Annotated in this window: 28 protein-coding genes; 14 read left to right on the plus strand and 14 right to left on the minus strand. The window is 68.4% G+C overall.

What is annotated here, in order from left to right; genetic code table 11:
- Positions 1 to 37: 37 nt before the first annotated feature.
- On the minus strand, positions 38 to 1,600 hold the full coding sequence (locus EOW66_RS07955; RefSeq protein WP_128155889.1) for a PAS-domain containing protein: 1,563 nt from the start codon (positions 1,598 to 1,600) through the stop codon (positions 38 to 40).
- Between the two features lie 91 nt (positions 1,601 to 1,691).
- Positions 1,692 to 3,077 carry a sensor histidine kinase RegB gene (gene regB, locus EOW66_RS07960; RefSeq protein ID WP_113898391.1) on the minus strand — a complete coding sequence of 462 codons (1,386 nt, stop codon included), beginning with the start codon at positions 3,075 to 3,077 and terminating at the stop codon, positions 1,692 to 1,694.
- A 113-nt stretch (positions 3,078 to 3,190) separates the two neighbouring features.
- Between regB and EOW66_RS07965 the strand changes: the two genes are divergently transcribed.
- The 3 genes from EOW66_RS07965 to EOW66_RS07975 all read left to right on the plus strand — a co-directional run bounded on the left by EOW66_RS07965 (position 3,191) and on the right by EOW66_RS07975 (position 4,855).
- Positions 3,191 to 3,832 carry an SCO family protein gene (locus tag EOW66_RS07965; RefSeq protein WP_128155890.1) on the plus strand — a complete coding sequence of 214 codons (642 nt, stop codon included), beginning with the start codon at positions 3,191 to 3,193 and terminating at the stop codon, positions 3,830 to 3,832.
- A gap of 82 nt (positions 3,833 to 3,914) precedes the next feature.
- Complete coding sequence (locus EOW66_RS07970) at positions 3,915 to 4,469, plus strand: ActR/PrrA/RegA family redox response regulator transcription factor (RefSeq protein WP_113898663.1); 555 nt, start codon at positions 3,915 to 3,917, stop codon at positions 4,467 to 4,469.
- Between the two features lie 71 nt (positions 4,470 to 4,540).
- Positions 4,541 to 4,855, plus strand: a complete 315-nt coding sequence (locus EOW66_RS07975) for an H-NS histone family protein (protein ID WP_128155891.1) — start codon at positions 4,541 to 4,543, stop codon at positions 4,853 to 4,855.
- Between the two features lie 3 nt (positions 4,856 to 4,858).
- Here EOW66_RS07975 and EOW66_RS07980 read toward each other — a convergent pair whose 3' ends face one another.
- Together EOW66_RS07980 and EOW66_RS07985 are read right to left on the minus strand one after the other, a co-directional pair.
- Positions 4,859 to 5,737 (minus strand): LysR family transcriptional regulator, encoded by an 879-nt coding sequence (locus tag EOW66_RS07980; protein ID WP_113898394.1) that lies wholly within the window; start codon positions 5,735 to 5,737, stop codon positions 4,859 to 4,861.
- A gap of 181 nt (positions 5,738 to 5,918) precedes the next feature.
- A complete protein-coding gene (locus EOW66_RS07985; protein ID WP_128155892.1) occupies positions 5,919 to 6,509 on the minus strand; it encodes an HD family hydrolase in 591 nt (196 codons plus the stop codon).
- Positions 6,510 to 6,664: 155 nt separating this feature from the next.
- On the opposite strand from EOW66_RS07985, the gene ahcY reads away from it, so the two are divergent.
- Complete coding sequence (gene ahcY, locus EOW66_RS07990; protein ID WP_128155893.1) at positions 6,665 to 8,056, plus strand: adenosylhomocysteinase; 1,392 nt, start codon at positions 6,665 to 6,667, stop codon at positions 8,054 to 8,056.
- A 205-nt stretch (positions 8,057 to 8,261) separates the two neighbouring features.
- The gene (locus tag EOW66_RS07995; protein ID WP_128155894.1) at positions 8,262 to 8,603 is read left to right on the plus strand and encodes a DUF2853 family protein; all 342 of its coding nucleotides are present in this window, start codon (positions 8,262 to 8,264) and stop codon (positions 8,601 to 8,603) included.
- Between the two features lie 49 nt (positions 8,604 to 8,652).
- On the opposite strand, the gene EOW66_RS08000 is transcribed toward EOW66_RS07995, so the two are convergent.
- Positions 8,653 to 9,264 carry an enoyl-CoA hydratase/isomerase family protein gene (locus tag EOW66_RS08000; RefSeq protein ID WP_128155895.1) on the minus strand — a complete coding sequence of 204 codons (612 nt, stop codon included), beginning with the start codon at positions 9,262 to 9,264 and terminating at the stop codon, positions 8,653 to 8,655.
- A gap of 112 nt (positions 9,265 to 9,376) precedes the next feature.
- Here EOW66_RS08000 and EOW66_RS08005 point away from each other — a divergent pair, with 112 nt between their 5' ends.
- The 8 genes from EOW66_RS08005 (at position 9,377) to EOW66_RS08040 (ending at position 18,171) form a co-directional block, all read left to right on the plus strand.
- On the plus strand, positions 9,377 to 10,864 hold the full coding sequence (locus EOW66_RS08005; RefSeq protein ID WP_164881068.1) for a DUF2125 domain-containing protein: 1,488 nt from the start codon (positions 9,377 to 9,379) through the stop codon (positions 10,862 to 10,864).
- Positions 10,865 to 10,925: 61 nt separating this feature from the next.
- On the plus strand, positions 10,926 to 12,275 hold the full coding sequence (locus EOW66_RS08010) for a TldD/PmbA family protein (RefSeq protein WP_128155897.1): 1,350 nt from the start codon (positions 10,926 to 10,928) through the stop codon (positions 12,273 to 12,275).
- Positions 12,262 to 13,059, plus strand: coding sequence for a 3'(2'),5'-bisphosphate nucleotidase CysQ (locus EOW66_RS08015; protein ID WP_128155898.1), 798 nt, complete (start codon positions 12,262 to 12,264; stop codon positions 13,057 to 13,059). Before EOW66_RS08010 ends, EOW66_RS08015 begins: the two co-directional genes overlap by 14 nt.
- A 76-nt stretch (positions 13,060 to 13,135) precedes the next feature.
- On the plus strand, positions 13,136 to 13,894 hold the full coding sequence (locus EOW66_RS08020) for a transglycosylase SLT domain-containing protein (RefSeq protein ID WP_239017536.1): 759 nt from the start codon (positions 13,136 to 13,138) through the stop codon (positions 13,892 to 13,894).
- Positions 13,895 to 13,896: 2 nt separating this feature from the next.
- Positions 13,897 to 15,981 (plus strand): flagellar biosynthesis protein FlhA, encoded by a 2,085-nt coding sequence (gene flhA, locus EOW66_RS08025; protein ID WP_128155900.1) that lies wholly within the window; start codon positions 13,897 to 13,899, stop codon positions 15,979 to 15,981.
- Positions 15,978 to 16,742, plus strand: coding sequence for a flagellar biosynthetic protein FliR (locus EOW66_RS08030; RefSeq protein ID WP_128155901.1), 765 nt, complete (start codon positions 15,978 to 15,980; stop codon positions 16,740 to 16,742). Before flhA ends, EOW66_RS08030 begins: the two co-directional genes overlap by 4 nt.
- Positions 16,739 to 17,818 carry an EscU/YscU/HrcU family type III secretion system export apparatus switch protein gene (locus EOW66_RS08035; RefSeq protein ID WP_128155902.1) on the plus strand — a complete coding sequence of 360 codons (1,080 nt, stop codon included), beginning with the start codon at positions 16,739 to 16,741 and terminating at the stop codon, positions 17,816 to 17,818. The genes EOW66_RS08030 and EOW66_RS08035 overlap by 4 nt, the downstream gene beginning before the upstream one ends.
- Complete coding sequence (locus EOW66_RS08040) at positions 17,818 to 18,171, plus strand: hypothetical protein (protein WP_128155903.1); 354 nt, start codon at positions 17,818 to 17,820, stop codon at positions 18,169 to 18,171. The genes EOW66_RS08035 and EOW66_RS08040 overlap by 1 nt, the downstream gene beginning before the upstream one ends.
- Before the next feature lie 28 nt (positions 18,172 to 18,199).
- Here EOW66_RS08040 and EOW66_RS08045 read toward each other — a convergent pair whose 3' ends face one another.
- The 9 genes from EOW66_RS08045 to EOW66_RS08085 are packed head-to-tail and all read right to left on the minus strand — an operon-like array spanning position 18,200 to position 22,731.
- Positions 18,200 to 18,685, minus strand: a complete 486-nt coding sequence (locus EOW66_RS08045; RefSeq protein ID WP_128155904.1) for a flagellar basal body-associated FliL family protein — start codon at positions 18,683 to 18,685, stop codon at positions 18,200 to 18,202.
- A 9-nt stretch (positions 18,686 to 18,694) separates the two neighbouring features.
- Positions 18,695 to 19,420, minus strand: coding sequence for a flagellar basal body L-ring protein FlgH (flgH, locus tag EOW66_RS08050; RefSeq protein WP_128155905.1), 726 nt, complete (start codon positions 19,418 to 19,420; stop codon positions 18,695 to 18,697).
- Between the two features lie 10 nt (positions 19,421 to 19,430).
- Complete coding sequence (gene flgA, locus EOW66_RS08055; RefSeq protein ID WP_128155906.1) at positions 19,431 to 19,856, minus strand: flagellar basal body P-ring formation chaperone FlgA; 426 nt, start codon at positions 19,854 to 19,856, stop codon at positions 19,431 to 19,433.
- A complete protein-coding gene (gene flgG / locus EOW66_RS08060; RefSeq protein WP_128155907.1) occupies positions 19,856 to 20,641 on the minus strand; it encodes a flagellar basal-body rod protein FlgG in 786 nt (261 codons plus the stop codon). The genes flgA and flgG overlap by 1 nt, the downstream gene beginning before the upstream one ends.
- A gap of 9 nt (positions 20,642 to 20,650) precedes the next feature.
- The gene (locus EOW66_RS08065; protein ID WP_128155908.1) at positions 20,651 to 21,367 is read right to left on the minus strand and encodes a flagellar hook-basal body complex protein; all 717 of its coding nucleotides are present in this window, start codon (positions 21,365 to 21,367) and stop codon (positions 20,651 to 20,653) included.
- A 3-nt stretch (positions 21,368 to 21,370) separates the two neighbouring features.
- Positions 21,371 to 21,637 (minus strand): flagellar biosynthetic protein FliQ, encoded by a 267-nt coding sequence (locus EOW66_RS08070; RefSeq protein WP_128155909.1) that lies wholly within the window; start codon positions 21,635 to 21,637, stop codon positions 21,371 to 21,373.
- Position 21,638: 1 nt separating this feature from the next.
- On the minus strand, positions 21,639 to 21,926 hold the full coding sequence (gene fliE / locus EOW66_RS08075) for a flagellar hook-basal body complex protein FliE (RefSeq protein ID WP_128155910.1): 288 nt from the start codon (positions 21,924 to 21,926) through the stop codon (positions 21,639 to 21,641).
- Positions 21,927 to 21,949: 23 nt separating this feature from the next.
- Positions 21,950 to 22,342: a flagellar basal body rod protein FlgC gene (gene flgC / locus EOW66_RS08080; RefSeq protein WP_113898414.1), complete on the minus strand. Its 393-nt coding sequence runs from the start codon at positions 22,340 to 22,342 to the stop codon at positions 21,950 to 21,952.
- A 2-nt stretch (positions 22,343 to 22,344) separates the two neighbouring features.
- The gene (locus tag EOW66_RS08085; RefSeq protein ID WP_128155911.1) at positions 22,345 to 22,731 is read right to left on the minus strand and encodes a FlgB family protein; all 387 of its coding nucleotides are present in this window, start codon (positions 22,729 to 22,731) and stop codon (positions 22,345 to 22,347) included.
- Between the two features lie 81 nt (positions 22,732 to 22,812).
- On the opposite strand from EOW66_RS08085, the gene EOW66_RS08090 reads away from it, so the two are divergent.
- Positions 22,813 to 24,135 carry a FliI/YscN family ATPase gene (locus EOW66_RS08090; RefSeq protein WP_128155912.1) on the plus strand — a complete coding sequence of 441 codons (1,323 nt, stop codon included), beginning with the start codon at positions 22,813 to 22,815 and terminating at the stop codon, positions 24,133 to 24,135.
- Positions 24,136 to 24,156 lie beyond the last annotated feature (21 nt).

Consider the following 24,156-nt stretch of genomic DNA (forward strand, 5'->3'; position numbering starts at 1 on the left):
CGCACTCTACCGCGCCCCGGCCGCGCCGCAACCCGTATCAGCCGGAGGACTGCGGCAAGGCGCCGAGCGGCACCGCGGCGGGGGTGAAGCCGGCCAGCATCGCCCCGCCCTGGATCGGCACGAAGCGGCAGCGCAGCGGGGTGCCGTCGGGCAGGGGCACCTCCCCCTCGATCGTCAGCCGTTCCGCTGAGCGCAGGCAGAAGGCGCGGGCCTGCGGCCAGAGCATGCTGGCGCCGCAGATTTCCTGCCAGAGCCGGGTCGCATCGAGGATGGTGACGCGGCCGAGCGTGGTGCCGGGCTCGACCTGCCACAGTGCGTCATAGGCGCGGTTCGACAGCGCAAGCTCGCCCGAGGTGCGGAACACCGCGACGGCCTCGGGCATCAGGTCGAGCACCTCCTGGCTCAGTTCGAGCTCGGCGCGGAAGCGGCGTGTGAGCGAGACCTCGGCCGAGATATCCTCGACCAGGAAGGCGACGGCGCCATCGGGGTGAGGGCGGCCGGTGACGCGATAGGTCTGGCCTCCGGGCAGGTTCCAGGTCTCGGTGTGAAAGCCCGCCGCGGCAGCCTTTTCCAGCGCGGTCATCTGCAGCCGCCAGCTGCGATAATCCTTCGGTTCGGGCATCATCTGCGACTCGCGCAGCCGGTCGAGCAGGGCATAGAGCGTGGGCCGCGCCGAGAGGAAATCGGGGCTGAGCTGGGTCAGGTCGATCAGCGCCGGGTTGAACAGCTGCAGCCGGCGTTCGCGGTCGAAGATCGCGAGCCCGATCGGCAGGCCGGCGAAGGTCTTCGTCAGGGTCTGCACGAAGTCGCGCAGCGCGGTCTCGGCGCGTATCGTGGCATCGGCGGGCTGGGCGTAATGCAGCGCGCCGTCGGTCAGCACGAAACTGTGGCAGTCGAACCAGAGCGGGCCGGCCGCGCGAGCAAGGCGCAGCCGGCGCGGCGTGGTCGGTGGCGCCGCCTCGTGCGGGAACAGTCGCGGCAGCGGCCAGACGAGACAGTCCTCGCCGTCGCCGAAGGCGTCCGACAGCAGCAGATAGGCCCGGTTCGCCCAGCATACGGCGCCTTGCCCATCCTCGCGCCAGACCGGCGCCGGCAGCGAGTCGAAGGCCTGGCGCAGCAATGCAAGCTCGTCCTCGAGCGCGCGTTGCGACAGCCCGTCGACCAGCACGCCGCGGCCTTCGGCAGCCGGATCGACCAGGGTGATGCGGGCGAGCCCGCCGATGTGCTCGGCCAGCAGGTGCAGCGGTGGGCGCGGGTCTGCCTCGGGCGCCGAGGTCAGTTCGAGACGGCCCTGTTCGGCAAGCGAGCCCATGGCACGGACGAAGCCCTCGAACCGCGGCGCAAGGAAGGCGCACAGCCGGTCCCAGTCGTTGCCGCTGGTCTGGGTCGCGGCGAGAAGGCTGCGGGCCGGGCCGGTGGCATCGACGAGGTGGCGGTCGTCGAACAGGAACACCGTGGGTTCCAGCACCGGGTGTGCGGCGGCGCTTGGCCGGGCCGGCGGGCGGCGCGGCGCGAGGTAGGAAAGCAGCATCAGCGCAAGGAGTGCGGCGCCGATTGACGTGGTCACGATGATCAGGGCTTCGAGCCAACCGCCTTGCATCACCATGTCCTTTCGCCCTTTGGTCGATCCTTGGGGAAGAAGGTTAACTCAACGTTAAGTTGAGTTGCCGGTGCCGGCTGGTGCCGGCCGATCAGGGCGTGATCGGGACATTTTCGCCCAGAGGGCCGGTTTCGGGGGCAAGCAGCCGCGCCGCGGGCCAGCGCACCTCGACCACGGCGCCCGAGCGGCGCGGGGCGGCGCCCTCTGCGGCCACCGGTTCGGCGCCATTGGCGAATCGCAAGGTGGCGCCGGTGCGCTCGAGCAGGGTCTTGGCGATGAACAGACCAAGGCCCATGCCCTCGTATTCCGGGCGGGCGCTGCGCTCGGTCGGGCGGCTGTGCAGGAACGGGTCGCCGATCCGGCCGAGCACGCCGGGCGCATAGCCGCGGCCATCGTCGGTGATGCGCACGGTGATCTGCTGGCCGGTCCATTCGGCATCGACCCAGACCGTGCTTTGCGCGAAGTCGACGGCGTTCTGCACCAGGTTGCGCAGCGCGTGGATGAGTTCGGGATAGCGATAGATCGACGGCTGCCGGTCCGAGCCGCCGGGGGCGGGGGCGGCCTCGAAGCGGATCTCCTTGCCGCGGTCGAGATGCGGCTCGGCCGCCTCGCGCAGCACGGCAAGCAGCGGCGCCGAGCGCAGGTGCAGGTCGTCCTTTCCGGCGCGGCCCATCGAGCGCAGGATGTCGCGGCAGCGGTCGGCCTGCTCGCGGATCAGCAGCGCGTCCTCGTAAAGCTCGGGCCGGTCGTCGAGCTCGTCGGCCAGCTCCGAGGAGACCAGCTTGATCGTGGCAAGCGGCGTGCCGAGTTCATGCGCCGCCGCCGCCACCACGCCGCCAAGGTCGGTCAGCTTCTGCTCGCGGGCCAGCGCAAGCTGTGTTGCCAGCAGCGCGTCGCCCATCGAATGGATCTCGCCGGCGATGCGGTGGGCATAGCCGCCGAGAAAGATCACCCCGACCACGATCGCAACCCAGGTGCCGAATTCGATCACCGGCGGCATCGCCAGCTCGATCCCGTCCTTCGTGGTCAGCGGCAGGTTGAAGAGCGCGACGAAGGAGATCATCGCGATCGTCGCGGTGCCCAGCAGCAGCGTCGGGCGCAGCTCGAGCGCGGTGGCGGCGATCGTCGCGGGCACCAGGATCAGCAGCGCGAAGGGGTTGTTCAGCCCGCCGGTGAGGGCGAGCAGCAGCGCGAGCTGCGCGGTGTCGAAGAGCAGCGTCGCGGTCACCTCGGCCTGGCTCAGCCGCCGGCTTTCCGGAAAGAGCCGGATCGCCACCAGGTTCGCGGCGACCGCGGCACCGATCGTGGCCAGGCACAGCGGTAGATCAAGCGCGATGTCGAACCAGTAGCAGGCGACGAGCAGCGCGCCGAGCTGCCCGGCGATTGCGGTCCAGCGCAGGAAGATCAGCGTGCGCAGGCGGACCCAGTCCTGATGGCTTTCGGCCAGGCGCAGTCCGGGTTCGGGCCGTTCCGCCATCTCCGCTCCGATCCGGACCCGTATTTCATGGGTCCTGTTGTCACATTTTCCGTCGCGAACCTTGATAGTAGCGTCCCGCCCTGCGATCAATGCACAGCCCACCGGAAGGACCGATGATGAAGATCACCCCGAAAGCCGCCGCCATCGCTGCCGCCGTTCTCGTGGCTGCCGGACTGGGCGCCACCTGGCTTGCCAGTCGGGGCGGCGATGCCGACATGTTCGCGCAATGCCGCAAGAGCGTCGTCGGCGGCACGGCGAAGATCGGTGGCCCGTTCACCCTTGTTGACGAGAACGGCAAGACCGTCACCGACAAGGATGTCTTCACCAAGCCGAGCCTGCTCTACTTCGGCTATACCTATTGCCCAGACGTCTGCCCGATGGACAATTCGCGCAATGCCGAGGCGGCGGATATCCTCGACGGGCGCGGCTATGACGTGACGCCGGTGTTCATCTCGGTCGACACCGACCGCGACACGCCCGAACTGTTGCGCGAATTCACCGACATCATGAGCCCGAAGATGATCGGGCTTACCGGCTCGAAGGAGCAGGTGGCGGCGGCCTCGCGCGCCTATCGCACCTATTTCAAGGTGCAGAACCCGGGCGACCCCTACACGCTGATCGACCATTCGACGCAGACCTATCTGGTCTTTCCCGAGATCGGCTTTGTCGAGTTCTTCAACCGCGACACAACCGCCGAGCAGATGGCCGATGCCGTCGCCTGTTTCGTCGATGCGTGGAAGGGTGCGGGGAAATAAGGAGATTTCCGGGGCAGGCGGAAATTGACCCGTTCCCCCGGACGCCTTAGAACCGTGGCAGGAACCATGCGGGGGACGGATGATGGCCGAGGACGAATTCGCGAAACTGGGGGCGGACCGAACGCTGCTTCTCGTCGATGACGACGTGCCGTTCCTCACCCGTCTGGCCCGGGCGATGGAGAAACGCGGCTTCGAGACCGAAACCGCCGAGACCGTTGCCGCCGGCAAGGCGATCGTGCAGGGCCGGCCGCCGGCCTATGCGGTGATCGACCTGCGGCTTGAAGACGGCAACGGGCTCGAGGTGGTCGAGGCGCTGCGCGAGAAACGTCCCGATGCGCGGATCGTCGTGCTGACCGGCTATGGCGCGATCGCCACGGCGGTGGCCGCGGTGAAGATGGGGGCGACCGACTATCTGTCGAAACCCGCCGACGCGAACGATATCACCAGCGCGCTGCTGGCCAATGGCGAGGCCCTGCCGCCGCCGCCGGAAAACCCGATGAGCGCCGATCGTGTGCGCTGGGAGCATATCCAGCGTGTTTATGAATTGTGCGACCGCAACGTTTCGGAAACGGCGCGCCGGCTGAATATGCACCGCCGCACATTGCAGCGCATTCTGGCGAAACGCAGTCCGCGCTGATCTGCGGAAAATCTTGAAATCGACTCCATTTTAATGTCTACATCCGGAAAACCCGCACCGGAGGTCGTGGAATGGATATCAATTTCGACGTGCTACCCCTTGCTGAACTCAAGATCCTGCGCACGAAAGTCGATCGCGCGATTGAAACCTATGAAGAGCGCAAGAAGCGCGAGGCACTGGCCGAGCTTGAGGAAAGCGCGCGCAAGATGGGCTATTCGCTCGCCGAGCTTGCCGAGCTGAGCAGCACGAAACTGCGCAAGGCGGTCGCGCCGAAATACGCCAACCCCGAAAATCCGGCCGAAACCTGGACCGGGCGCGGGCGCAAGCCGAAATGGGTCGAGGCCGCGCTGGCGGCCGGCAAGTCGCTGGAAGATCTGGCAATCTGAGGCTCAGACCTCGGTCTTCAGCCAGTCGACGAAAATCTGTGCCGCCGCGCTCAACGGGCCCGGCGGCCAGACCAGATAATAGCCGAGACTTTCCTCGTTCAGCTCGCGGATCTTGATCAGCCAGCCGAGTTTCAGGTCTTCCTCGATCAGCGCCTCGGTCTCGAGATGCAGGCCGATCCCCTCGCGCGCCGCCGACAGCGCCAGTTCCTCATTCGGGAAATCGACGAATTTCAGCGCTGCGGGTTTCAGCCCGATCGATTCCAATAATTGCATCTGTTCGGGCCAGTCGCCCTCGCGGATCCAGGGCAGCATCGACATTTCGCGCAGGCTGAGTTTCTGGCGCCCGCCCAGCAATTCCGGCGCGGCGACGACAATTTGCGGTGCCGCAGTCAGGAATTCGGAATTCACCCCATGCCAGCGGCCGTTGCCGAACCGGATGCCGAGGTGCGCGCCCATTTCGCGCAGGTCGCCGACACGCGGTTCGGGCAGCAGCGACAGCGCAATTTCCGGATGCCGTTTCCAGAATTTCGCCAGCCGCGGCATCAGCCATTCGGCGGCGAAGGCCGGCGGCAGGGTGACGGTCAGCGGCCGCTCGGTCCGGGCCGTGCGCAGTCCCTCGACCGCGGTCTGGATCAGCAGGAAGCCATCGGTCAGCGCCGAGGCGAGCCGTTCGCCCTCGGCGGTCAGGTGCACATGCCGGCCCTCGCGCCACAGCAGCGCGACGCCAAGCTCCGCCTCGAGCGCGCGGACCTGCTGCTGCACGGCCGCCGGGGTGACGTTGAGCTTGCGCGCGGCGGCGCTGAAGCCGCCCTCGCGCGCTGTCGCGGCAAAGCCCCGCAGTGCCGTCAGCGCCGGCATGTGACGCCAGTCGATTTCACTCATCTGTTAGATCACCTTGCAGGTCTGGAAAAATTCCTGACTCGCAAAAATCCACGAGTCAACGCAAATACAGGGCATCAACAGAACAAAGGAGATCAGAAAATGATCCGCATGCTTGCAGAAGTGATGACCCTCGCGATGGGCGGCTACGCGCCGCGGGCCGCGCGCAAGGGCGAATACACCTTCAATCGCTGAGCGCGCTCAGCAGGGCCATGTGACGCGCGGTGTAATCCGCGCGCACCTCGGCGGCGGGACGCAGACGGATCGCGAGCCCCCGCATCTGCCCCGGATCGGGGCGCCCGAAGATCCGGTCCGCCTCTTCCCGTGAAAATCCCGCGATCTGCTCGGCCTCGAGCCGGGCCGAGAGCGTGTCGGCCTTCTTGATTGCCTTCTTGATCGGTGCGGGCAGCACCGCGGGCAGGCCGAAGCGCAGGTGCACCGCCGCGCTCAGCCGCGCGTCAAGCTCGTGATAACCCTCGCCGATCGCCGCCTTCACCGGGCTGATCATGTCGCCCAGCACGTATTCCGGGGCGTCGTGCAGCAGCGCCGCCAGCTGCCAGCGCGTGCCGATGCCCGGGTTCTGCCGGTCGAAGATCTGCTCGACCAGCAGCGAATGTTCCGCCACCGAATAGGGGTAGTCGCCGTGGGTCTGGCCGTTCCAGCGCGCCACGAAGGCCAGACCGTGGGCGATGTCCTCGATCTCGATATCGACCGGCGTCGGGTCGAGCAGGTCGAGCCTGCGCCCCGAGAGCATCCGCTGCCATGCCCGTTTCATGCCGCCCTCCGCTGTGGTCTGCCCGTGCTAGCGAATGCGCGCCGGGCTGTAAACGGCGCGCGGCCCTGCGGCGCCGGCACCCGCCCGGGCGATGATTGCCGCGCCGGCCCCGAAATGGTAGACAACGCCCTAATACCGACATTTGGGAGCCTTTCATGGCCGATTATATCGTCAAGGACATCGCTCTGGCCGAGTTTGGCCGCAAGGAGCTCGATATTGCCGAAACCGAAATGCCGGGCCTGATGGCCTGCCGCGAGGAGTTCGGGAAGACGAAGCCGCTTGCCGGCGCGCGCATCGCCGGGTCGCTGCACATGACGGTGCAGACCGCGGTGCTGATCGAGACGCTCAAGGTGCTGGGCGCCGATGTCCGCTGGGCCTCGTGCAACATCTTCTCGACCCAGGACCACGCCGCCGCCGCGATCGCCGCGACCGGCACGCCGGTCTTTGCGGTGAAGGGCGAGAGCCTCGAGGAGTACTGGGCCTATACCGACCAGATCTTCCGCTTTGCCGAGGGCACGGCGAACATGATCCTCGACGATGGCGGCGACGCCACGCTCTACATCCTGCTTGGCGCGCGGGTCGAGGCGGGCGAGACCGATCTGATCGCGGTGCCGACCTCGGATGAAGAGGTCTGCCTGTTCAACCAGATCAGGAAGCGCATGGCCGAGACCCCCGGCTGGTTCACGAAACAGCGCGCCGCGATCCAGGGCGTGTCCGAGGAAACCACCACCGGCGTGCATCGTCTTTATGACCTGCACAAGAAGGGCCTGCTGCCCTTCCCGGCGATCAACGTGAACGACTCTGTCACCAAGTCGAAGTTCGACAACAAGTATGGCTGCAAGGAATCGCTCGTTGACGGCATCCGCCGCGCCACCGATGTGATGATGGCGGGCAAGGTTGCCGTGGTCTGCGGCTATGGCGATGTCGGCAAGGGCTGTGCCGCCTCGCTGCAGGGCGCGGGCGCGCGGGTGAAGGTGACCGAGGTCGATCCGATCTGCGCGCTGCAGGCGGCGATGGACGGTTTCGAGGTGGTCCTGCTCGAGGATGAGGCGCCGAAGGCCGACATCTTCGTCACCACCACCGGCAACAAGGATGTGATCCGCATCGAACACATGCGGGTGATGAAGGACATGGCGATCGTCGGCAACATCGGCCATTTCGACAACGAGATCCAGGTCGCCTCCCTGCGCAACCACAAGTGGACCAACATCAAGGATCAGGTGGACATGATCGAGATGCCCTCGGGCAACCGGATCATCCTGCTGTCGGAAGGGCGTCTGCTCAACCTCGGCAATGCCACCGGCCACCCGAGCTTCGTGATGTCGGCTTCCTTCACCAACCAGGTGCTGGCGCAGATCGAGCTGTTCACCAAGGGCGCGGAGTATGCGCCGGGCGTCTACATCCTGCCCAAGCATCTCGACGAGAAGGTGGCGCGGCTGCATCTGGCGAAGATCGGCGTCAAGCTGACCGAGCTGCGCCCCGACCAGGCCGACTATATCGGCGTCACCGTCGAGGGCCCCTACAAGGCGGATCACTACCGCTATTGAGCGCTGCCGGCGCCGAAATCGGGCCGCGCCTCCTTCCCGGGGGTGCGGCCTTCGCAGTTTCAGGGTGCCCGATCGGCGGATTTTCCCCTGTGGGGATCTGCCGCGGAAGAATAGCTTTGTTCCCGACGCGCCCTGTCCTAGGCTTCCTGCGCGAGGCCGCCCCGAAGACGGTCGCGAGGTTGACATTTCAGGTGAGGATTCCGGGATGGGGAAGAGAGACGAACTGATTGCGAAATACGCCGAGGATCTGAAGACCAAGTGCGGCATGACGCCGGACATGGATCTGCTGACCAAGGTCACGATCGGCTGCGGGCCGGCGATCTACAAGGCCGATGCCGAGACCGTCGCGGCCTCCGATCCGAGCGAGCTCGAGACGGTGAAGACCAATTTCCTGATGAAGAAGCTCGGCCTGGCCGACGGGCCCGAGCTGATGGACGCGATTGATGCGGTGATCGAGACCTATGGCCGGTCCGAGCGCAACAAGTATCGCGCCGTGGTCTATTACATGCTGGTCAAGCAATTCGGCAAGGAAGCCGTCTACGCCTGAGCCGCAAGCTTTCTGAACGCGCCCGGGCTGCACCCCGGGCGCGTTTGTCTCAGAACAGGGCCTTGATCCCGGCGATATGGGCGGGGGCCGCGGCTCGGGCATCGGCGGCCAGCGCCGCGACGGTCTCTGCCATCGCCTCGGGCGCGACGATGCGGTCGATCAGCCCCCAGGCCAGCGCCTCCTCGGCCTCGATCTTCTGTCCCGCCATCAGGATCATCTTCGCCCGTGCAGGCCCGATCAGCGCCGCCATCCGGCCCGGGTCCGAGGGCTGCGGCAGGAAGCCGAGCTTCATCACCGGGTAGAAGAACTTGGCGCCGGGCACCGCAAGGCGCAGGTCGCAGGCCAGCACCATCCCCATCGCCCCGCCCGCAAGCGTGCCGTTGAGTGCCGCTATCGTCAGGCAGGGCATCCGCGCGATCGCCCCCGAGAGCCGTTCCCAGACCGGGCTGGTGGCAAGCCCCGCCCGCGCCTCGTCAAGGTCGGCGCCGGCCGAGAACACCTTGCCGGTGCCGCGCAGCACGAAGACCTTCACCCCGGCCTCGGGCGCCGTCTCGGCGGCCGCGGCGAGCGTCGTCAGCATGTCGGTGGTCAGCGAATTGGCCTTCTCCGGCCGGTCGATGGTGACGGTGCGGACCCCGTCTGCGGTTTCAACCCGGATCATTCTTCTCCCCTCGCACGCGCGTTCGTGAAAGTCCTAGCAAGGCCGCGGGCTCTTGACCATCACCCCGGGTCAAAGGATGCTTCGCGCGACAGTTCTTTCGGAAGGGTGCAGGATGGCACGGGTCGGTTCCGCGGCGATGAGCGCGGCGATTTTCACGCTGATGGCGACGACGGCGCTTCGTGCCGATGTGACGGCGGATCAGGTCTGGCAGGCCTGGAGCAAGCAATATACGGCCTATGGCTATCAGGTGGCGGTCGGCGACAGCGCGCGCTCGGGCGATACGCTGACGCAGCGCGACGTGCGGCTGACGCATCAGGCCGAGGGCTCCGATTTCTCCATGACGATTCCCGAGCTGCACCTGCGCGAGCTCGGCGACGGCACGGTCGAGGTGACCGTGGCCGAGAAGATCAGCGCCGAGGCGAACAGCGCGGTCGAGGGCCAGACGCCGCTGCAGATGGCGATCGACATCACCCAGGCGAATGCGGTGACGATCGTCTCCGGCACGCCCGATCAGCTTTCCTATCATGTCACCGCCCCCGAGATGGTGATCGACATGGACCAGACCACCGCGGGCGGTCAGACCGAGGTGCCGGTGAAGGTGTGGATGTCGCTCTCGGGCATCGACGGGACCTATCAGGTCACCTCCTCGGGCGGGCAGCATGAAAGCTCGGATGTCGCCGTCGCCGGGCTGAAGATGACCGCCTCGGGGGCCGATCCCGAGACCAACGGCACCTTCAACATGGACGCGAGCCTCGTGAATCTGAAGATGCGCAGCGACGTGACCATGCCGGAGGACGCCGACCTCGAGAACCTCGGGGCGGCGCTGGCCAAGGGGCTGCGGATGGATGCTTCGGGGACCTACGGCGCCACGACCTTCACCGTCGATGCCAGCGCCGAGGAGGGGCCGACCGGCCTGTCGGGCGGCGCGCAATCGGGCAGCTTCTCGATGACGCTCGCGCCCGAGGGGATGAAATACACCGCCACCGGCGAGGGCGCGACGATCGAGGCGAAGACGGCGCAGGTGCCGGTGCCGCTGTCGGCGACGCTCGACCGGGCGGATTTCGAACTTTCCTTCCCGCTCAAGGGCAGCGACGCGCCGCAGCCCTTCACCGGGCGGATCGGGCTCGACGGGCTCGGCCTCTCCGATCAGGTCTGGAAGATGGTCGATGCGCAGGGCCTGCTGCCGCATGATCCGGCGACGCTGGTCGTCGATCTTGCCGGCACCGCGCGGCCGACGATGGACCTGTTCTCGCCCGAGGCGGCGCAGGCGCAGATGCCGCCGGTCGAGGTCAACAGCCTCGAGGTGAAGCGGCTGCAGCTGACGCTGGCGGGCGCCGATCTTTCCGGCCAGGGCGCGGTCACCTTCGACAATTCGCAGGGCACGCCGATGCCGCTCGGCGCGGTCGACCTGAAGCTTGCGGGTGCGAACAAGCTGATGGACAGCCTGGTGAAGATGGGGATGATGCCGCAAGATCAGGTGATGTTCGCGCGCATGATGCTTGGGCTTTATGCCATTCCGGCGGGCGATGACCTGATGACCTCGAAGATCGAGTTCAAGGAAGGCGGCAAGATCCTCGCCAACGGCCAGCAGATCCAGTAAGAGAGCCGCATTGCGGGGCCGCCCGGGAATTTCCGGGCGGCTTTTGAGTCACGGAGACCCCATGTCCGACACACGCCTGAGCGATCTGACCGAAGCCCTTCTCGACGCGGCGAAAAAGGCGGGTGCGGGAGCTGCCGACGCGATCGCCGTCGATGGCCGGGCGGTGTCGATCGACGTGCGCGAGGGCCGGCTTGAGCAGGCCGAGCGCGCCGAGGGCGTCGAGATCGGGCTGCGCGTGCTGCTTGGCCAGCGCCAGGCCTGCGTCTCGGCCTCGGACATCTCCGCGCGCACCATTGCCGAGATGGCGGAACGCGCGGTGACAATGGCGCGGCTTGCACCCGAAGACCCCTATATCGGCCTTGCCGATCCTGCCCAGCTGGCGCGGGGCTGGGATGTGGCGGCGCTTGAGCTTGCCGATCCCGCGGCGGAACCGGCAGCGGCCGATCTCGAGCACGACGCCCGCACGGCCGAGGCCGCGGCGCTGGCCGTCGAGGGCGTGTCGCAGGTGCAGTCGGCCTCGGCCTCCTATTCCGCGCGGCGTCTGCATTTCGCCGCGACGAACGGCTTTTCCGGCGGCTATGCCCGCACCTCGCGCTCGGTCTCGGCGGTGGCGATCTCGGGCGAGGGGCTGTCGATGGAGCGCGACTGGGCGGCCGAAAGCCGCACCTTCCAGGCCGATCTGCCGGCGGCCGACAGCGTCGGCCGGCAGGCGGGCGAACGCGCCGTCGAGCGCGCCAAGCCGCGCCGGCCGAAGACCGGTGCCTTCCCGGTGCTGTTCGACGAGCGCATCGCCGGCAGCCTGATCGGCCATCTTCTGGCGGCGATCAACGGCACGGCGATCGCCCGCGGCGCGTCCTGGCTGCGCGATGCGATGGGAACGCAGGTTCTGCCCGCCGGCATCAGCCTGATCGAGGATCCGCACCGGCCGCGGATCTCGGGCTCGCGCCCCTTCGATGCCGAGGGCCTGCCCACGGCGCGGCGCGCGATCGTCGCGGATGGCGTGCTGCAGGGCTGGACGCTCGACCTGGCCACGGCGCGCAAGCTCGGCCTTGAAAGCACTGCGAATGCCTCGCGCGGGACCGCGTCGGCGCCCTCGCCCTCGGTCGGCAACGTGGCGCTGACGCAGGGCCGCCTTGGCCGCGACGGGCTGATCGCCGAGATGGGGACGGGGCTTCTCGTCACCTCCTTCATCGGCGCGACGATCAACCCGACCACGGGCGACTATTCGCGCGGCGCTTCGGGCTTCTGGGTGGAGAACGGCGAAATCCTCTATCCGGTGAACGAATGCACCATCGCCGGCAACCTGCACGAGATGCTGCGCCGGATCACCCCGGCGAATGACGCGCGGGCGCATCTGAGCCATCTGGTGCCGTCGCTCCTGGTCGAGGGGCTGACGCTTGCCGGGGCCTGAGAACGACGCGGATCTTCAGCTTCTGAGCGAGGCGGCCGAGGCGGCGGGCGCGCTTGCGCTGCGCTACTGGAAGCATGCGCCGAGTGCCTGGGAAAAGGATGCCGGCGCCGGGCCGGTGTCCGAGGCAGATCTTGCGGTCAACGACCTGCTCGAGGCGCGGCTGCGCGCGGCGCGGCCCGATTACGGCTGGCTCTCCGAGGAAAGCCTCGACGATCCGGCGCGGCTGCAGGCCGAGCGGATCTTCGTCGTCGATCCGATCGACGGCACCCGTGCCTTCCTGAACGAGGAGGGCGGTTTCGCCCATGCGCTGGCGGTGGTCGAGCGCGGCCGGGTGGTGGCGGGGGTGGTGCATCTGCCGGTGCTGAACCTGCACTACAGCGCCACCGCGACCGGCCCGGCGCTGCTCAACGGCGAACCGATCCGGCCAAGCGCCACCGCCACGGTCGACGGCAGCACGGTGCTGACCTCGAAGCTTTCGGATGACCCGGCGCAATGGTGCGGCCCGGTGCCCGAGTACCGGCGCAGCCTGCGCAGCTCGCTGGCCTGGCGGCTGTGCCTGGTGGCCGAGGGGCGGTTCGACGCGACGATCTCGCTGCGCCCGGCCTGGGAATGGGACATCGCCGCCGGCAGCCTGATCGCCGAGCGCGCGGGCGCCATCGCCAGCGACCGGCTGGGCCGCCCGATCGCCTTCAACGCCCCGTCGGCCCAGGCGAACGGGCTGGTCGTGGCGCCGCCGGTGCTGCATGCCGATTACATCCGCCGGCTGCGGCCCTGGCCGGGCTGAGCCGCACTTACCGGATGTAAAGATTCGTCCCCTAGCTTCGGCCTCGGCAAGAACTGCTGAAGCGGGGAGAAACCCATTGCAGACCCTCTGGCGCCTCGTTTTGGCCCTGCTGTCCCTTGTGGCCTGCCTGCCGGCCGCGGCGGCGACGCCGGCCGAGCTGTCGGCGAGCTGCGAACGCGCCGCAGAGGAGGCCTCGCGCCGCACCGGCGTGCCGGTCTCGGTGCTGAAGGCGATCACCCTCAATGAGACCGGGCGCAAGGTCGGCACCGGCTTTGGCCCCTGGCCCTGGACGGTGAACATGGAAGGCGCCGGGCACTGGTTCGACACGCCCGACGCGGCGCGCGCCTATGTCTATCAGGAGTTCAAGCGCGGCGCGCGCAGCTTCGACGTCGGCTGTTTCCAGGTCAACTACAAGTGGCACAAAGAGAATTTCTCGTCGATCGACGAGATGTTCGATCCGATGTCGAATGCCGTCTACGCGGCGAGGTTCCTGGCCGAGCTTTATGCCGAATCCGGGTCCTGGACCACCGCCGCCGGAGCCTATCACTCGCGCACCAAGGAATTCGCTGACCGCTACGCGGCGCGCTTTGCCACCCTGCGCGCGCGTTTCGCCGCGCAGGACGGGATGCCGCTGCCGCCCGGCGGTTCCGCGACCCTGCCCGGCGACATCCCCGAGATCCCGGATATCGTGCAGGCGATGAACGGGCCAGAGCGGCCGCCGCGGGTGAACACCTATCCGTTGCTGCAGCGCGGTGATGCCGCCCCGCCACCGCTTGGCGCGGCCCCGGGCGCCAGCCTGTTCGCCGCGGCACTGACCCGTGCCGGGGTGGAGTGAGAATGCAGCGCCTTCTGCTGACCACGGTGTTCCAGCCGACGATCCTGCTCGCCCTCGCGCTGATGGCGGTGATCGTGATGATGATCCTGCCGGTGCCCTCCTTCGTGCTCGACATCGGCCTTGCCGCCTCCTTCGCGCTGGCGATCCTGATCTTCACCGTCACCCTGTTCATCGAGCGGCCGCTCGACTTCTCGGCCTTCCCGACGATCCTGCTCGCCTCGCTGATGCTGCGGCTGTCGCTCAACGTCTCCTCGACGAAGCTGATCATCGGCCAGGGCCACACCGGCACCGGCGCCGCCGGCCATGTGATCCAGGGCTTTGCTAATTTCATCATGGGCGGTTCGGTGCTGATCGGGCTTGTCGTCTTCGGCGTGATCCTGATCGTCAACTTCATCGTCATCACCAAGGGCGCCGGCCGCATGGCCGAGGTGGGCGCGCGCTTCGCCCTCGATGCGATGCCGGGCAAGCAGCTTGCCATCGACAGCGACATGAACGCCGGCGCCATCGACCACGCCGAGGCCCGCGCCCGGCGCGAGCGCGAACAGGCCGAGACCACCTTCTTCGGCTCGCTCGACGGCGCGTCGAAATTCGTCAAGGGCGATGCGGTGGCGGGGCTGATGATCACGCTTCTGAACCTCGTTGTCGGGCTGATCATCGGCACCGTCGTGCATGGCATGCCGATCGGTCGGGCGCTTGAAACCTATGCGATCCTGACGGTGGGCGACGGGCTGACCAGCCAGATCCCCGCCGTCATCATCTCCATCGCCTCGGCAATCTTGCTGTCGCGCGGCGGCGCCAAGGGCTCGGCCGACATGGACCTGTTCCGCCAGCTGTCGCGCTATCCGCCGGCGCTTGGCACGGTTGCGGTGCTGATGGCGCTTTTCGCACTGGTGCCGGGGCTGCCCTTCGTGCCGTTCATGGCCGGCGCGCTGCTGCTCGGCGGCACCGCCTGGATGGTGCAGCGCGCCGAGCAGAAGCGAGCCCGGCGCGAGGCGATGAAGATGCCGCTGCCGGCCGAGCCGAAACGGCGCTCGATGGGCGACGTGCTCGACGTCGACGACATCCATGTCGAGTTCGCGCCCGATCTGGTGGCGATGGCGCTCGACCCGGCGACCGGGCTTGATGCGCGGATCTCGAACATGCGCAACCACGTCGCGGCAAGCTACGGGCTGATCCTGCCCGAGATCCGGCTGACCGACGACCCCTCGCTGGACCCCGGCTGCTACCGCATCCGCATCCAGGGGGTGGAGCAGGCGAAGGACCGGCTGCACCCCGACCGGGTGCTGGCGCTGATCGCCGACAACCGCGACCTGCTGCCCGAGGGCGAGGACGTCCGCGAGCCGGTCTATGGCGCCCCGGCGCGCTGGCTGCCGCGGTCGCAGCAGGAGGAGGCGGCGCTCTCGGGCTCGACCGTGGTTTCGCCGACCGAGGTGCTGGCGACGCATCTGCTTGAGGTCATCAAGCGCAACTTCTCGCGGCTGATGACGCTGCGCGCGCTGCGTCGCCTGCTCGAGGAGATGGGCAATCTCTCCGACCCGGCGCGCGCCGAGTCGAACCGGCGCATCCTCGACGAGCTGATCCCCGACAAGGTGCCGGTCGACCTGCTGCTTGCGGTGCTGCGGCTGCTGCTCGAGGAACGGGTCTCGATCCGCAACCTGCTGCTGATCGTCGAGGCGATCGCCGAGGTGCGCGCGCTGCAATCGCCCGAGGCGATCTGCGAGCATGTGCGCCAGCGTCTCGGCTTCCAGCTGGTGGCCGAGCTGAAGCGCGAGGACGGCACGCTGCCGCTGTTGCAGCTTGCGCCCGAGTGGGAGGAGACCTTCGCCGCCCATCAGCTGCCGGGCGATCGCGGCGCGGGCGACGTTGCCTTGCCGCCCGACAAGTTCAACCGCCTTGCCACCAATGTGGCCGAGCGCATCGCGCGGGCGGGCGAGGCGGGGATCTTCCCGGCACTGGTCACCTCGACCCGGCGGCGGCGTTTCCTGCGCACGGTGCTGGGGGCCAAGGGTCTCACCACGCCGGTGCTCAGCTTCGAGGAGATCGGCCTCGATGCGCGCCCGGCGATGGTCGGCGTGGTGCCGGCATGACGGCAGAGCTCGCGCAGCTGATGGCACAGGCGCAGGGCTTTCTGGCCGCGGCCTTCGTCGTCTTCCTGCGCGTCGGCGCGGCGATGGCGCTGATGCCGGCCTTTGGCGAGCAGCTGCTGCCGATGCGGGTGCGGCTGGCGCTGGCTGTCGCCTTCACCCTGATCGTGCTGCCCGCCCTTGGCCCCGCGCTGCCGCTGGCGGGCTTTGCGCCGGCGCTGTTCGCCGAGGTGCTGATCGGCCTGCTTCTGGGGATGATGCTGCGGCTTTTCGTGCTGGCGCTGCAGGTCGCGGGCACGATGATCGCCCAGTCGATCTCGCTGTCGCAGCTGTTCGGCGGCACCGACGGCGAGCCGCAGCCCGCGGTCGGCAACCTGCTGATCCTGTCGGGGCTGGCGCTTGCCGTGCATCTCGGCCTGCCGGTGAAGCTCGCGCAGCTTCTGGTGCTATCCTATGACGCGCTGCCGCCCGGCCGCTTTCCGGACGGGGCGCTGGTGCAGGCCTGGGGGCTGTCGGGCGTGGCGCAGACCTTTGGCCTCGCCTTCTCCATCGCCATGCCCTTCGTGCTGGGCGCGCTCGTCTACAACGTCGCGCTTGGCGCCATCAACCGCGCCATGCCGCAGCTGATGGTGGCCTTCGTCGGCGCGCCGGCGCTGACGCTCGGCGGGCTGATCCTGCTGATGGTGGCGCTGCCCTCGGGGCTGATGCTCTGGTATGGCGCCTTCGACGCCTTCATCGCCGACCCGTTTGAGGTGCGCCGATGAGCGAGGAGGACGACAGCGAACGCGAATTCGACCCGACGCCGCACAAGCTCGAGGAAGCGCGGCGCAAGGGCGACATCGTGCGCTCGAGCGAGATCACCGTGGCCGCGGCCTATGGCGGCATCCTGCTGGCCTCGCTGGCACTTGGCGGGCAGGCGCTGATCGCCTTTGGCGAGCATGCGATGGTGCTGCTCGATCAGGCGGACGGGCTGTCGCGACAGATGCTCGGTGGCGGCAGTGCGGTCGCCGCGGGGGTGGTGGCGCGGATGCTGGGGCCGGCGATGCTGTGGCTGCTGGCGCCCGCTGTCCTTGTGCTGCTCGCGCTGCTGGCGCAACGCGCGATCGTCGTCGCCCCCGACAAGATCATGCCAAAGCTCAGCCGCATCGACCCGCTGGGCAATGCGCGGCAGAAATTCGGCCGCACCGGGCTCTTCGAATTCCTGAAAAGCTTCGTGAAGCTCGCGGTGATCGCGGTGATCCTCGGCCGGTTCCTGTCGGGTAAGGTGGCGCAGATCATCGCCACGCAGGAGATGGGCGTGCCGGTCGCGGTGCGCGAGATGCTGCGGATGCTGCTCGACTTCCTGACGCTTCTGGCGGTGATCGCGGTGGTGATCGCGGCGATCGACTACCTGTGGCAGCGCGCCGAATTCCTGCGCCGCAACCGGATGACCCGCAAGGAGCTGATCGACGAGATGAAGCAGTCCGAGGGCGACCCGCACATCCGCCAGCAGCGCCGGCAGAAGGCGATCGCGATCGCCACGCGGCAGATGATCTCCGAGGTGGCGAAGGCCGATGTGGTGGTGGTGAACCCGACCCATTATGCCGTCGCGCTGCAATGGCAGCGTGGCTCGGGCCGGGCGCCGGTCTGCATCGCCAAGGGGGTCGACGAGATCGCCGCGCGGATCCGCGAAGTGGCGCAGAAATCGGCCGTGCCGATCCATTCCGACCCGCCCACGGCGCGCGCGCTCTATGCGACGATCGACATCGGCGCGGAGATCCGGCCCGAGCAGTATCGCGCCGTTGCCGCCGCGATCCGCTTTGCCGAGAAGATGCGCGCCCGTGCGAAGGGCCGGCGGTGATGCGCGCGAAGGATCTGGCCGGGCTGACCCGCATCGCACGGATGCGCCGCGAGATCGCGCTTGCCGAACTTGCCGCGCGGGCGGCCGAGGAGGCGCGGCTGAGCGCGGCACGGGCGCAACTGGCCGAGGCGGCGCAGCTCGCGCGGCGCGACGGGCAGGGCTCGGTTGTCGCGGCGCAGGCGGCCGAGCAGTTCAGCCATTGGGTCGATGGCCAGGATGCGGCGCTGCGCGCGGCGCTCGCCGAGGCCGCGGCACAAAAGGCCGCGCAGCGCGCCGTGGCGGCGCAGGCGGTGGGCCGTCAGCAGGTGCTTGAGCAGATCACCGAACGGTTGCGCAAGGGGCAGCGTCGCTGAGCCCGGGGGCGGCGGCTCGGGGCCGGGCTCAGTTGTGGTCCTGGCGCGCGATGTCGGAGATCAGCACTGCCTTCACCGTCGGACCGAGGATGCGGCGCGCCGCCTCGAGGAGCGCGCGGCGCAGGTCCTCCATCTGCCCCGCAGAGGTGAAATCGCCGCGGAAGCCGCGGGCGTTGGCATGGTCGAACAACACCTGCAACAGCGCGTCGCGCAGCTTCGGCTCGGCGGCATAGACCGCCTCGGTGCCGCCGGTCGCGACCTCGAGGCTGAGTGACAGCACGACGAGCGAGACGATTGCGCCGTCGTCGAGGTCTGGCACGATGAACTGATTGTTCAGCTTGACGAATTCGGAGCTTTCCCCGGAGGCGTCTGGGCCCTGCGCCGGTGCGGCCGGTTCCGTTGCGGCACCGGCCTCGGTCGGCGCCGGCGCGGCCGGGCGCAGGACATAGCCGGCGCCGGCGCCGACGGCGATGCCGAGCAGCGCAAGAAGCAGCGGGAGGATCAGCCTGCGCATCGCCGGGCCTCAGAACGGCAACAGCACGTCAGCGACCTGCTGGCCGTAGCGTGGCTGCTGCACATCGGTGATCTGGCCACGCCCGCCGTAGGAGATCCGCGCGCCGGCGATCTTGTCATAGGTGATCTCGTTTTGTCGGCTGATGTCCTCGGGGCGGACGAAGCCCGAGACCAGCAGCTCGCGCACCTCGTAGTTCACCCGCACCTCCTGACTGCCCTGGATCCGCAGCACACCGCTTTGCAGCCGGTCGAGCACCGTGGCCGCCACCCGCAGCGTCAGCTTTTCCTTGCGCGCGACCGAGCCGTCGCCCTGATAGGACGAGCTTGAATTCGTCTCGTAGGCATTGGCCATCGAGGCGCCGTCGGGCATGTGCCGGTCGATGCGCTGCGGGATGCCGCCAAGGTTCGGGATGCCCATCTTGTCCGAGCCCGAGCGGCTGCGGTCGGTGGTGTTCGAGATCTCGGCCTTGTCGTCGATCTCGATCACCACGGTCAGGATGTCGCCGCGCCCCATCGCGCGCCGGTCGCCCAGCAGCGAGCCGCGGGTGCCCGACCACAGCGAGGCCTCCTGTGCGGGGGGCTGCCGGTTCAGCCGGTCCGGCATCGCGGCGCTGTTCATCGCGAAGAACTCGTCACCGTCCTCGACCGGGGTCATGCCGGGCACCTTGCCGACGTTCTCGAGCCTCTGGCAGGCGATAAGCGATCCGGCGAGCAGGATCAGGATCAGCGGACGCATGGCAGCCCTTTCATTGCGACTGGACCTGGGTTGAGCCGTCGGCCGCGATGGTGGCGAGGACGATGGCCTTGGAGGCGGTGTTCATCACCCGGATCGTGTCGCCGACGCCGCCGCGGTCGAGGGCGCGGCCTGCGGTCCGGATGTCGAGCGGGCCGCGGTGATAGGCGAGCGGCACGGTCTGGTTGCGCTCGATGATCGCGGGCGGGCCGAGATCGGCGAGCAGGATCGGCCGGCCCGGATAGATCGCGGTCCGGGTCTCGAGCCCGATCGCGTCGCGCGGATCGGTCAGCGCACCCGGCACCGTCTGCCCGTCGAGCGTCACGTCCGCGGCGCTCAGCACGGTCTGCGCGCGCAGCACGCGCGCCGCGACCAGCGTCTCGGCCGGGGCGGGGGCCGCGGCCAGCAGCGCAAGCGCAAGGGGCAGGGCGGTCCGCATCAGCGCAGCTGCGTGGTGGCGCCGAGCATCTCGTCGGCGGCGGTGATGACCTTGGCGTTCAGCTCGTAGCCTCGCTGCGCCTTGATCAGCTCGGTGATCTCGCGCACCGCATCGACCGAGCTTTCCTCGAGATAGCCCTGGCGCAGCGTGCCAAGCCCGTTCTGCCCGGGTTCGGAGACCTGCGGCGGGCCCGAGGCCTCGGTCTCGAGAAAGAGGTTCGAGCCGATCGCCTCGAGCCCCTTGTCGTTGCTGAAGTCGGCCAGGGTGATCTGGCCCAGCAGCTGCGGCTGCACCTGGGTGTTGAAATAGGCATAGACCTCGCCCGCGGCATTGATCGCAAGCGTGCTGGCATCGTCGGGGATGGTGATGCCGGGGGCCACCGGATAGCCGTCCGAGGTGACGATCTCGCCATCGGGCGAGCGTTTCAGACCGCCGTCGCGGGTATAGCCCGAGGCACCCGAGGGCATCGTCACCTCGAGATAGCCGGCGCCGTCGATGGCGAGGTCGAGATCGCCGCCGGTCTGGGTGAGCGTGCCCTGGGCGAGGTTCACGCTGACCGCCGTCGGGCGCACGCCGAGGCCCAGCTGCACCCCCGCCGGGATCACCGTGCCGTCGGTCGAGCTGATCGTGCCGGGGCGGGTCTGCTGCTGGTAGAACAGGTCGGCAAATTCGGCGCGGCGGGCGTTGTAGCCCGTCGTCGACATGTTCGCGAGGTTGTTCGAGATCACCTCGACCCGCGTCTGCTGGGCACTCATCCCGGTGGCGGCTATCTGCAGGGCACGCATTCAGCTCTCCTATTTGCCAAGCGTCGAGATGACGCCGCGGATACGTTCATCCTCGCGGTCGAGGAAGTTCTGGCCCAGCTCGTAGGCGCGCTGAACCTCGATCATCCGCGAGATTTCGGACACGGGATCGACGTTCGACCCCTCGACGAAGCCCTGAAGCAGGGTTGCCTTCTCGGCCGCTTCGACGCCCGAGGGGGCGTCGAAGCGGGTGCCGGCGACATGGCGCAGCTCGGTGGGATCGGCGGGCAGGAACACCCCGACCTGTGCCACCGGCGCGCCGGCAACCGACAGGGTGCCGTCCTGCGCCAGCGCGACCGGGCCCTGATCGGTCGGCACGAAGATCGGTGCACCGCCCGCGTCGAGCAGGCGGAACCCGTCGGGGCTGACCAGCTCGCCCTCGGCCGAGGGGGTGAAGCTGCCGGCGCGGGTCAGCTGATTGCCCTCGGGCGTCTCGATCTGGAAGAAGCCGTCGCCCTCGATCGCAAAGTCGAAGGCGCCGCCGGTCTGCTCGACCGGGCCCTGCGACAGGTCGATGTTGCGGCCATGCGCATAGGCCATCGACAGCGGCTCGGCCCCGAGGCCGGGATCGGTCACGTATTCCGAGAAGATCACGCCTTCGCGCCGGAAGCCGGTGGTCGAGACATTCGCGATGTTGTTCGCGACGCTCTGCATCTCGCGCATCAGGCCGGATTGGCGGGCAAGGGTGGCGTAGATCGCATTGTCCATGGCTCAGCTCCCGGCGATCATCGGAATGATCCGCGTGGTGAAGAAATCGACCAGCGTCTCCGACATGAAGGACATCGACACCCAGAACACCACGAGCATCGCCCCCACCTTCGGCACGAAGGTCAGCGTCATCTCCTGCACCGAGGTCAGCGCCTGAAACAGGCCGATGGTGACGCCGGCGACCAGCGCCACCGCCAGCATCGGCGCCGAGATCATCACCGCGATCCACAGCGCCTGCCGCATGGTGTCGAAGAAGACGAGGTCGTTCATCTCACACCGGCATCCGCAGGATTTCCTGATAGGCCTCGACCACCTTGTTGCGCACGGTGACCGCGGTCTCGACGGCAAGCTGGGTCTCGGCCAGGGCCTGCACCAGCGAATGCGGATCGGCCTTGCCGAGCATCGTGGCCTTTGCCGTCTCCTCGCCCGAGCGCAGCGTCGCCTCGAAGCTGTTGGCGAGAGAGCCGAGCGTGGTTTTCGCGGGTGAGCCCGTGTCCGGGGCTGCGGCGGATCGCGCGCGGGCATAGGCCTGGGCGGCGACGGACGTGCTGAGTTCCATGGTGGGGAGGGGGCCTTTCTGAATTAACGCCGCAGCAGGTCAAGCAGCGCCGAGGACATCTGCCGGGTCTGGTCGAACATCTTCAGGTTCGCCTCGTAGCTGCGCTGTGCCTCGCGCGCGTCGGCGATCTCGACCACGAGGTCGACGTTCGAACCTTCGTAATAGCCGGTCTCGTCGGCAAGCGGGTTCGACGGGTCGTAGACCCGCTCGGGATCCGAACGGTCGAGCTCGACCGGGCCAAGGGCGACCGCGCCGGTGGTCTCGCCCATCTCGGCGACCTGCTCGAAGGACGAGATCTTGCGGTGATAGCCGGGGGTATCGGCATTCGCGATGTTCTCGGACACGTGCCGCAGCCGCTGCGCCTGCGCCTTCATCCCCGAGGCCGCGAGCGAGAAGGCCGAATTGAAATCGCTCATCGTCATTTCCCTCCGAGGCTGGTGCGCAGGATGTCGAGCGAGCTGCGATAGACCGCGAGCGCGAGGGTGTGCGAGCGCTGCACCTCGGCCGATTTCACCATCTCGTCCTCGAGCGAGACGGAATTGCCGTCGGGCGACATGGCCGCGGCATCCGGGTCGGGTGCCATCGCCACGTTCACCCTGTTCGCGGCGCCAAGGTGGCCTGCACGTGTTGCCCGCATCGGGGTGGTGCGCTCGTCCTGATAGGTCTCGGCAAAGGAGGGCACGTCGAGGGCGCGATAGCCGGGGGTGTCCGCGTTTGCGACGTTCTGCGCCACGGCATTTTGCCGGAACGCGGCCTGCCGGGCTATCGACTGGGCCATCTGCAGCAGCTGGATCTTCTCGAACACCGGGGTTTCTCCTCCGCGCCATCAACACTCGCTTAACGGCGAATCATTTAAGAAAACCTTTCAGAAACAAGGGAGGCCGGAATGGCGTCGGCAGGGCTCGAGCGGTTGCGTGCGGAGATCGCGGAGATTGCGGCGCTGTGCCCGGTGGGGCGGGTGCGGGCCGTGGGCGGTGGCACGATCGAGGCGGGCGGGCTGTCGGTGCGGGCGTGTCTTGGCGACCGGGCGCAGATCCGCAGTCGCGCCGGAAAGCTCTTCGGCGCCGAGGTGATCGGGCTGCGGCCCGAGACGGTGACGCTGCTGGCCGATTGCGCGCCCGAGGGGGTGTCGATCGGCGATGCGGTCGAGGTGCTCGGCCAGACCGGCATCGCCCCCGACGACAGCTGGATCGGCCGGGTGATCGACCCGTTCGGCCGCCCGCTCGACGGCCGGCCGATTTTGCGCGGCACCGCCGAGCGGCCGTTGCGCGCCGACCCGCCGCACGCTGCGCAGCGCCGCCGTCTGGGCGCGCGGCTGGAAACCGGGCAATCGGTGTTCAACACGCTGCTGCCCCTGGTGCGGGGCCAGCGTATCGGCCTGTTTGCGGGCTCGGGCGTGGGCAAGTCCTCGCTGCTGGCGAAATTCGCGCGCGGGGTGGCGGCCGATGTCGTCGTCATCGCGCTGGTCGGCGAGCGCGGGCGCGAGCTGCGCGAATTCGTCGAGAAGGTGCTTGGCCCCGAGGGAATGGCGCGCTCGGTGATCGTCGCCGCCACCTCGGACCAGTCGCCGCTGGTGCGCCGCCGCTGTGCCTGGGCGGCGATGGCGGTGGCCGAGCATTTCCGCGATGCGGGCCGGCAGGTGCTGTTCCTTGCCGACAGCGTCACCCGCTTCGCCGAGGCACATCGCGAGGTGGCGCTGGCCGCGGGCGAACCGCCGAGCCTGCGCGGCTATCCGCCCTCGACCGCGCATCAGATCATGGCGCTGGCTGAACGCTCGGGGCCGGGGCCCGAGGGCGCGGGCGACATCACCGCGGTGTTCTCGGTGCTGGTTGCGGGCTCGGACATGGAGGAGCCGGTCGCCGACATCCTGCGCGGCACGCTTGACGGCCACGTCGTGCTCGACCGCACCATCGCCGAGCGCGGCCGCTTTCCGGCGGTGGACCTGCTGCGCTCGGTCTCGCGCGCGCTGCCCGATGCGGCGACCCCGGCCGAGAATGCGCTGATCGCGCGGGCGCGGCGGCTGCTGGGCGCCTATGACCGGGCCGAGCTGATGATTCAGGCGGGGCTTTACGCCGCGGGCTCGGATCCGGTGATCGATGCCGCAATCCGGGTCTGGCCGGCGCTTGACGGCTTCATCGCCCGTGACGAGCCCGATGACACCGCCGCGAGTTTCACCACGCTTGCCGCGATTCTGGCCGAGACCCCCTGAGAGCACGCGAAGCCGAGTTGA

The sequence above is a fragment of the Paenirhodobacter huangdaonensis genome (assembly GCF_004022465.1).
GTDB lineage: Bacteria > Pseudomonadota > Alphaproteobacteria > Rhodobacterales > Rhodobacteraceae > Rhodobacter > Rhodobacter huangdaonensis.

Bases quoted from the DNA above. Each gene is read 5' to 3' on its own strand.
- flgC (WP_113898414.1), bottom strand. From the start codon at position 22,342: ATGAGCGATTTCAATTCGGCCTTCTCGCTCGCGGCCTCGGGGATGAAG.
- EOW66_RS08070 (WP_128155909.1), bottom strand. From the start codon at position 21,637: ATGAACGACCTCGTCTTCTTCGACACCATGCGGCAGGCGCTGTGGATC.
- EOW66_RS07970 (WP_113898663.1), top strand. From the start codon at position 3,915: ATGGCCGAGGACGAATTCGCGAAACTGGGGGCGGACCGAACGCTGCTT.
- EOW66_RS07980 (WP_113898394.1), bottom strand. From the start codon at position 5,737: ATGAGTGAAATCGACTGGCGTCACATGCCGGCGCTGACGGCACTGCGG.
- EOW66_RS07995 (WP_128155894.1), top strand. From the start codon at position 8,262: ATGGGGAAGAGAGACGAACTGATTGCGAAATACGCCGAGGATCTGAAG.
- EOW66_RS07965 (WP_128155890.1), top strand. From the start codon at position 3,191: ATGATGAAGATCACCCCGAAAGCCGCCGCCATCGCTGCCGCCGTTCTC.
- EOW66_RS07955 (WP_128155889.1), bottom strand. From the start codon at position 1,600: ATGCAAGGCGGTTGGCTCGAAGCCCTGATCATCGTGACCACGTCAATC.
- EOW66_RS08045 (WP_128155904.1), bottom strand. From the start codon at position 18,685: ATGCGCAGGCTGATCCTCCCGCTGCTTCTTGCGCTGCTCGGCATCGCC.
- flhA (WP_128155900.1), top strand. From the start codon at position 13,897: ATGCAGCGCCTTCTGCTGACCACGGTGTTCCAGCCGACGATCCTGCTC.
- EOW66_RS08035 (WP_128155902.1), top strand. From the start codon at position 16,739: ATGAGCGAGGAGGACGACAGCGAACGCGAATTCGACCCGACGCCGCAC.
- fliE (WP_128155910.1), bottom strand. From the start codon at position 21,926: ATGGAACTCAGCACGTCCGTCGCCGCCCAGGCCTATGCCCGCGCGCGA.
- flgA (WP_128155906.1), bottom strand. From the start codon at position 19,856: ATGCGGACCGCCCTGCCCCTTGCGCTTGCGCTGCTGGCCGCGGCCCCC.
- EOW66_RS08010 (WP_128155897.1), top strand. From the start codon at position 10,926: ATGTCCGACACACGCCTGAGCGATCTGACCGAAGCCCTTCTCGACGCG.
- regB (WP_113898391.1), bottom strand. From the start codon at position 3,077: ATGGCGGAACGGCCCGAACCCGGACTGCGCCTGGCCGAAAGCCATCAG.
- EOW66_RS08040 (WP_128155903.1), top strand. From the start codon at position 17,818: ATGCGCGCGAAGGATCTGGCCGGGCTGACCCGCATCGCACGGATGCGC.
- EOW66_RS08000 (WP_128155895.1), bottom strand. From the start codon at position 9,264: ATGATCCGGGTTGAAACCGCAGACGGGGTCCGCACCGTCACCATCGAC.
- EOW66_RS08030 (WP_128155901.1), top strand. From the start codon at position 15,978: ATGACGGCAGAGCTCGCGCAGCTGATGGCACAGGCGCAGGGCTTTCTG.
- EOW66_RS07975 (WP_128155891.1), top strand. From the start codon at position 4,541: ATGGATATCAATTTCGACGTGCTACCCCTTGCTGAACTCAAGATCCTG.
- EOW66_RS07985 (WP_128155892.1), bottom strand. From the start codon at position 6,509: ATGAAACGGGCATGGCAGCGGATGCTCTCGGGGCGCAGGCTCGACCTG.
- EOW66_RS08005 (WP_164881068.1), top strand. From the start codon at position 9,377: ATGGCACGGGTCGGTTCCGCGGCGATGAGCGCGGCGATTTTCACGCTG.
- flgG (WP_128155907.1), bottom strand. From the start codon at position 20,641: ATGCGTGCCCTGCAGATAGCCGCCACCGGGATGAGTGCCCAGCAGACG.
- flgH (WP_128155905.1), bottom strand. From the start codon at position 19,420: ATGCGTCCGCTGATCCTGATCCTGCTCGCCGGATCGCTTATCGCCTGC.
- EOW66_RS08090 (WP_128155912.1), top strand. From the start codon at position 22,813: ATGGCGTCGGCAGGGCTCGAGCGGTTGCGTGCGGAGATCGCGGAGATT.
- ahcY (WP_128155893.1), top strand. From the start codon at position 6,665: ATGGCCGATTATATCGTCAAGGACATCGCTCTGGCCGAGTTTGGCCGC.
- EOW66_RS08065 (WP_128155908.1), bottom strand. From the start codon at position 21,367: ATGGACAATGCGATCTACGCCACCCTTGCCCGCCAATCCGGCCTGATG.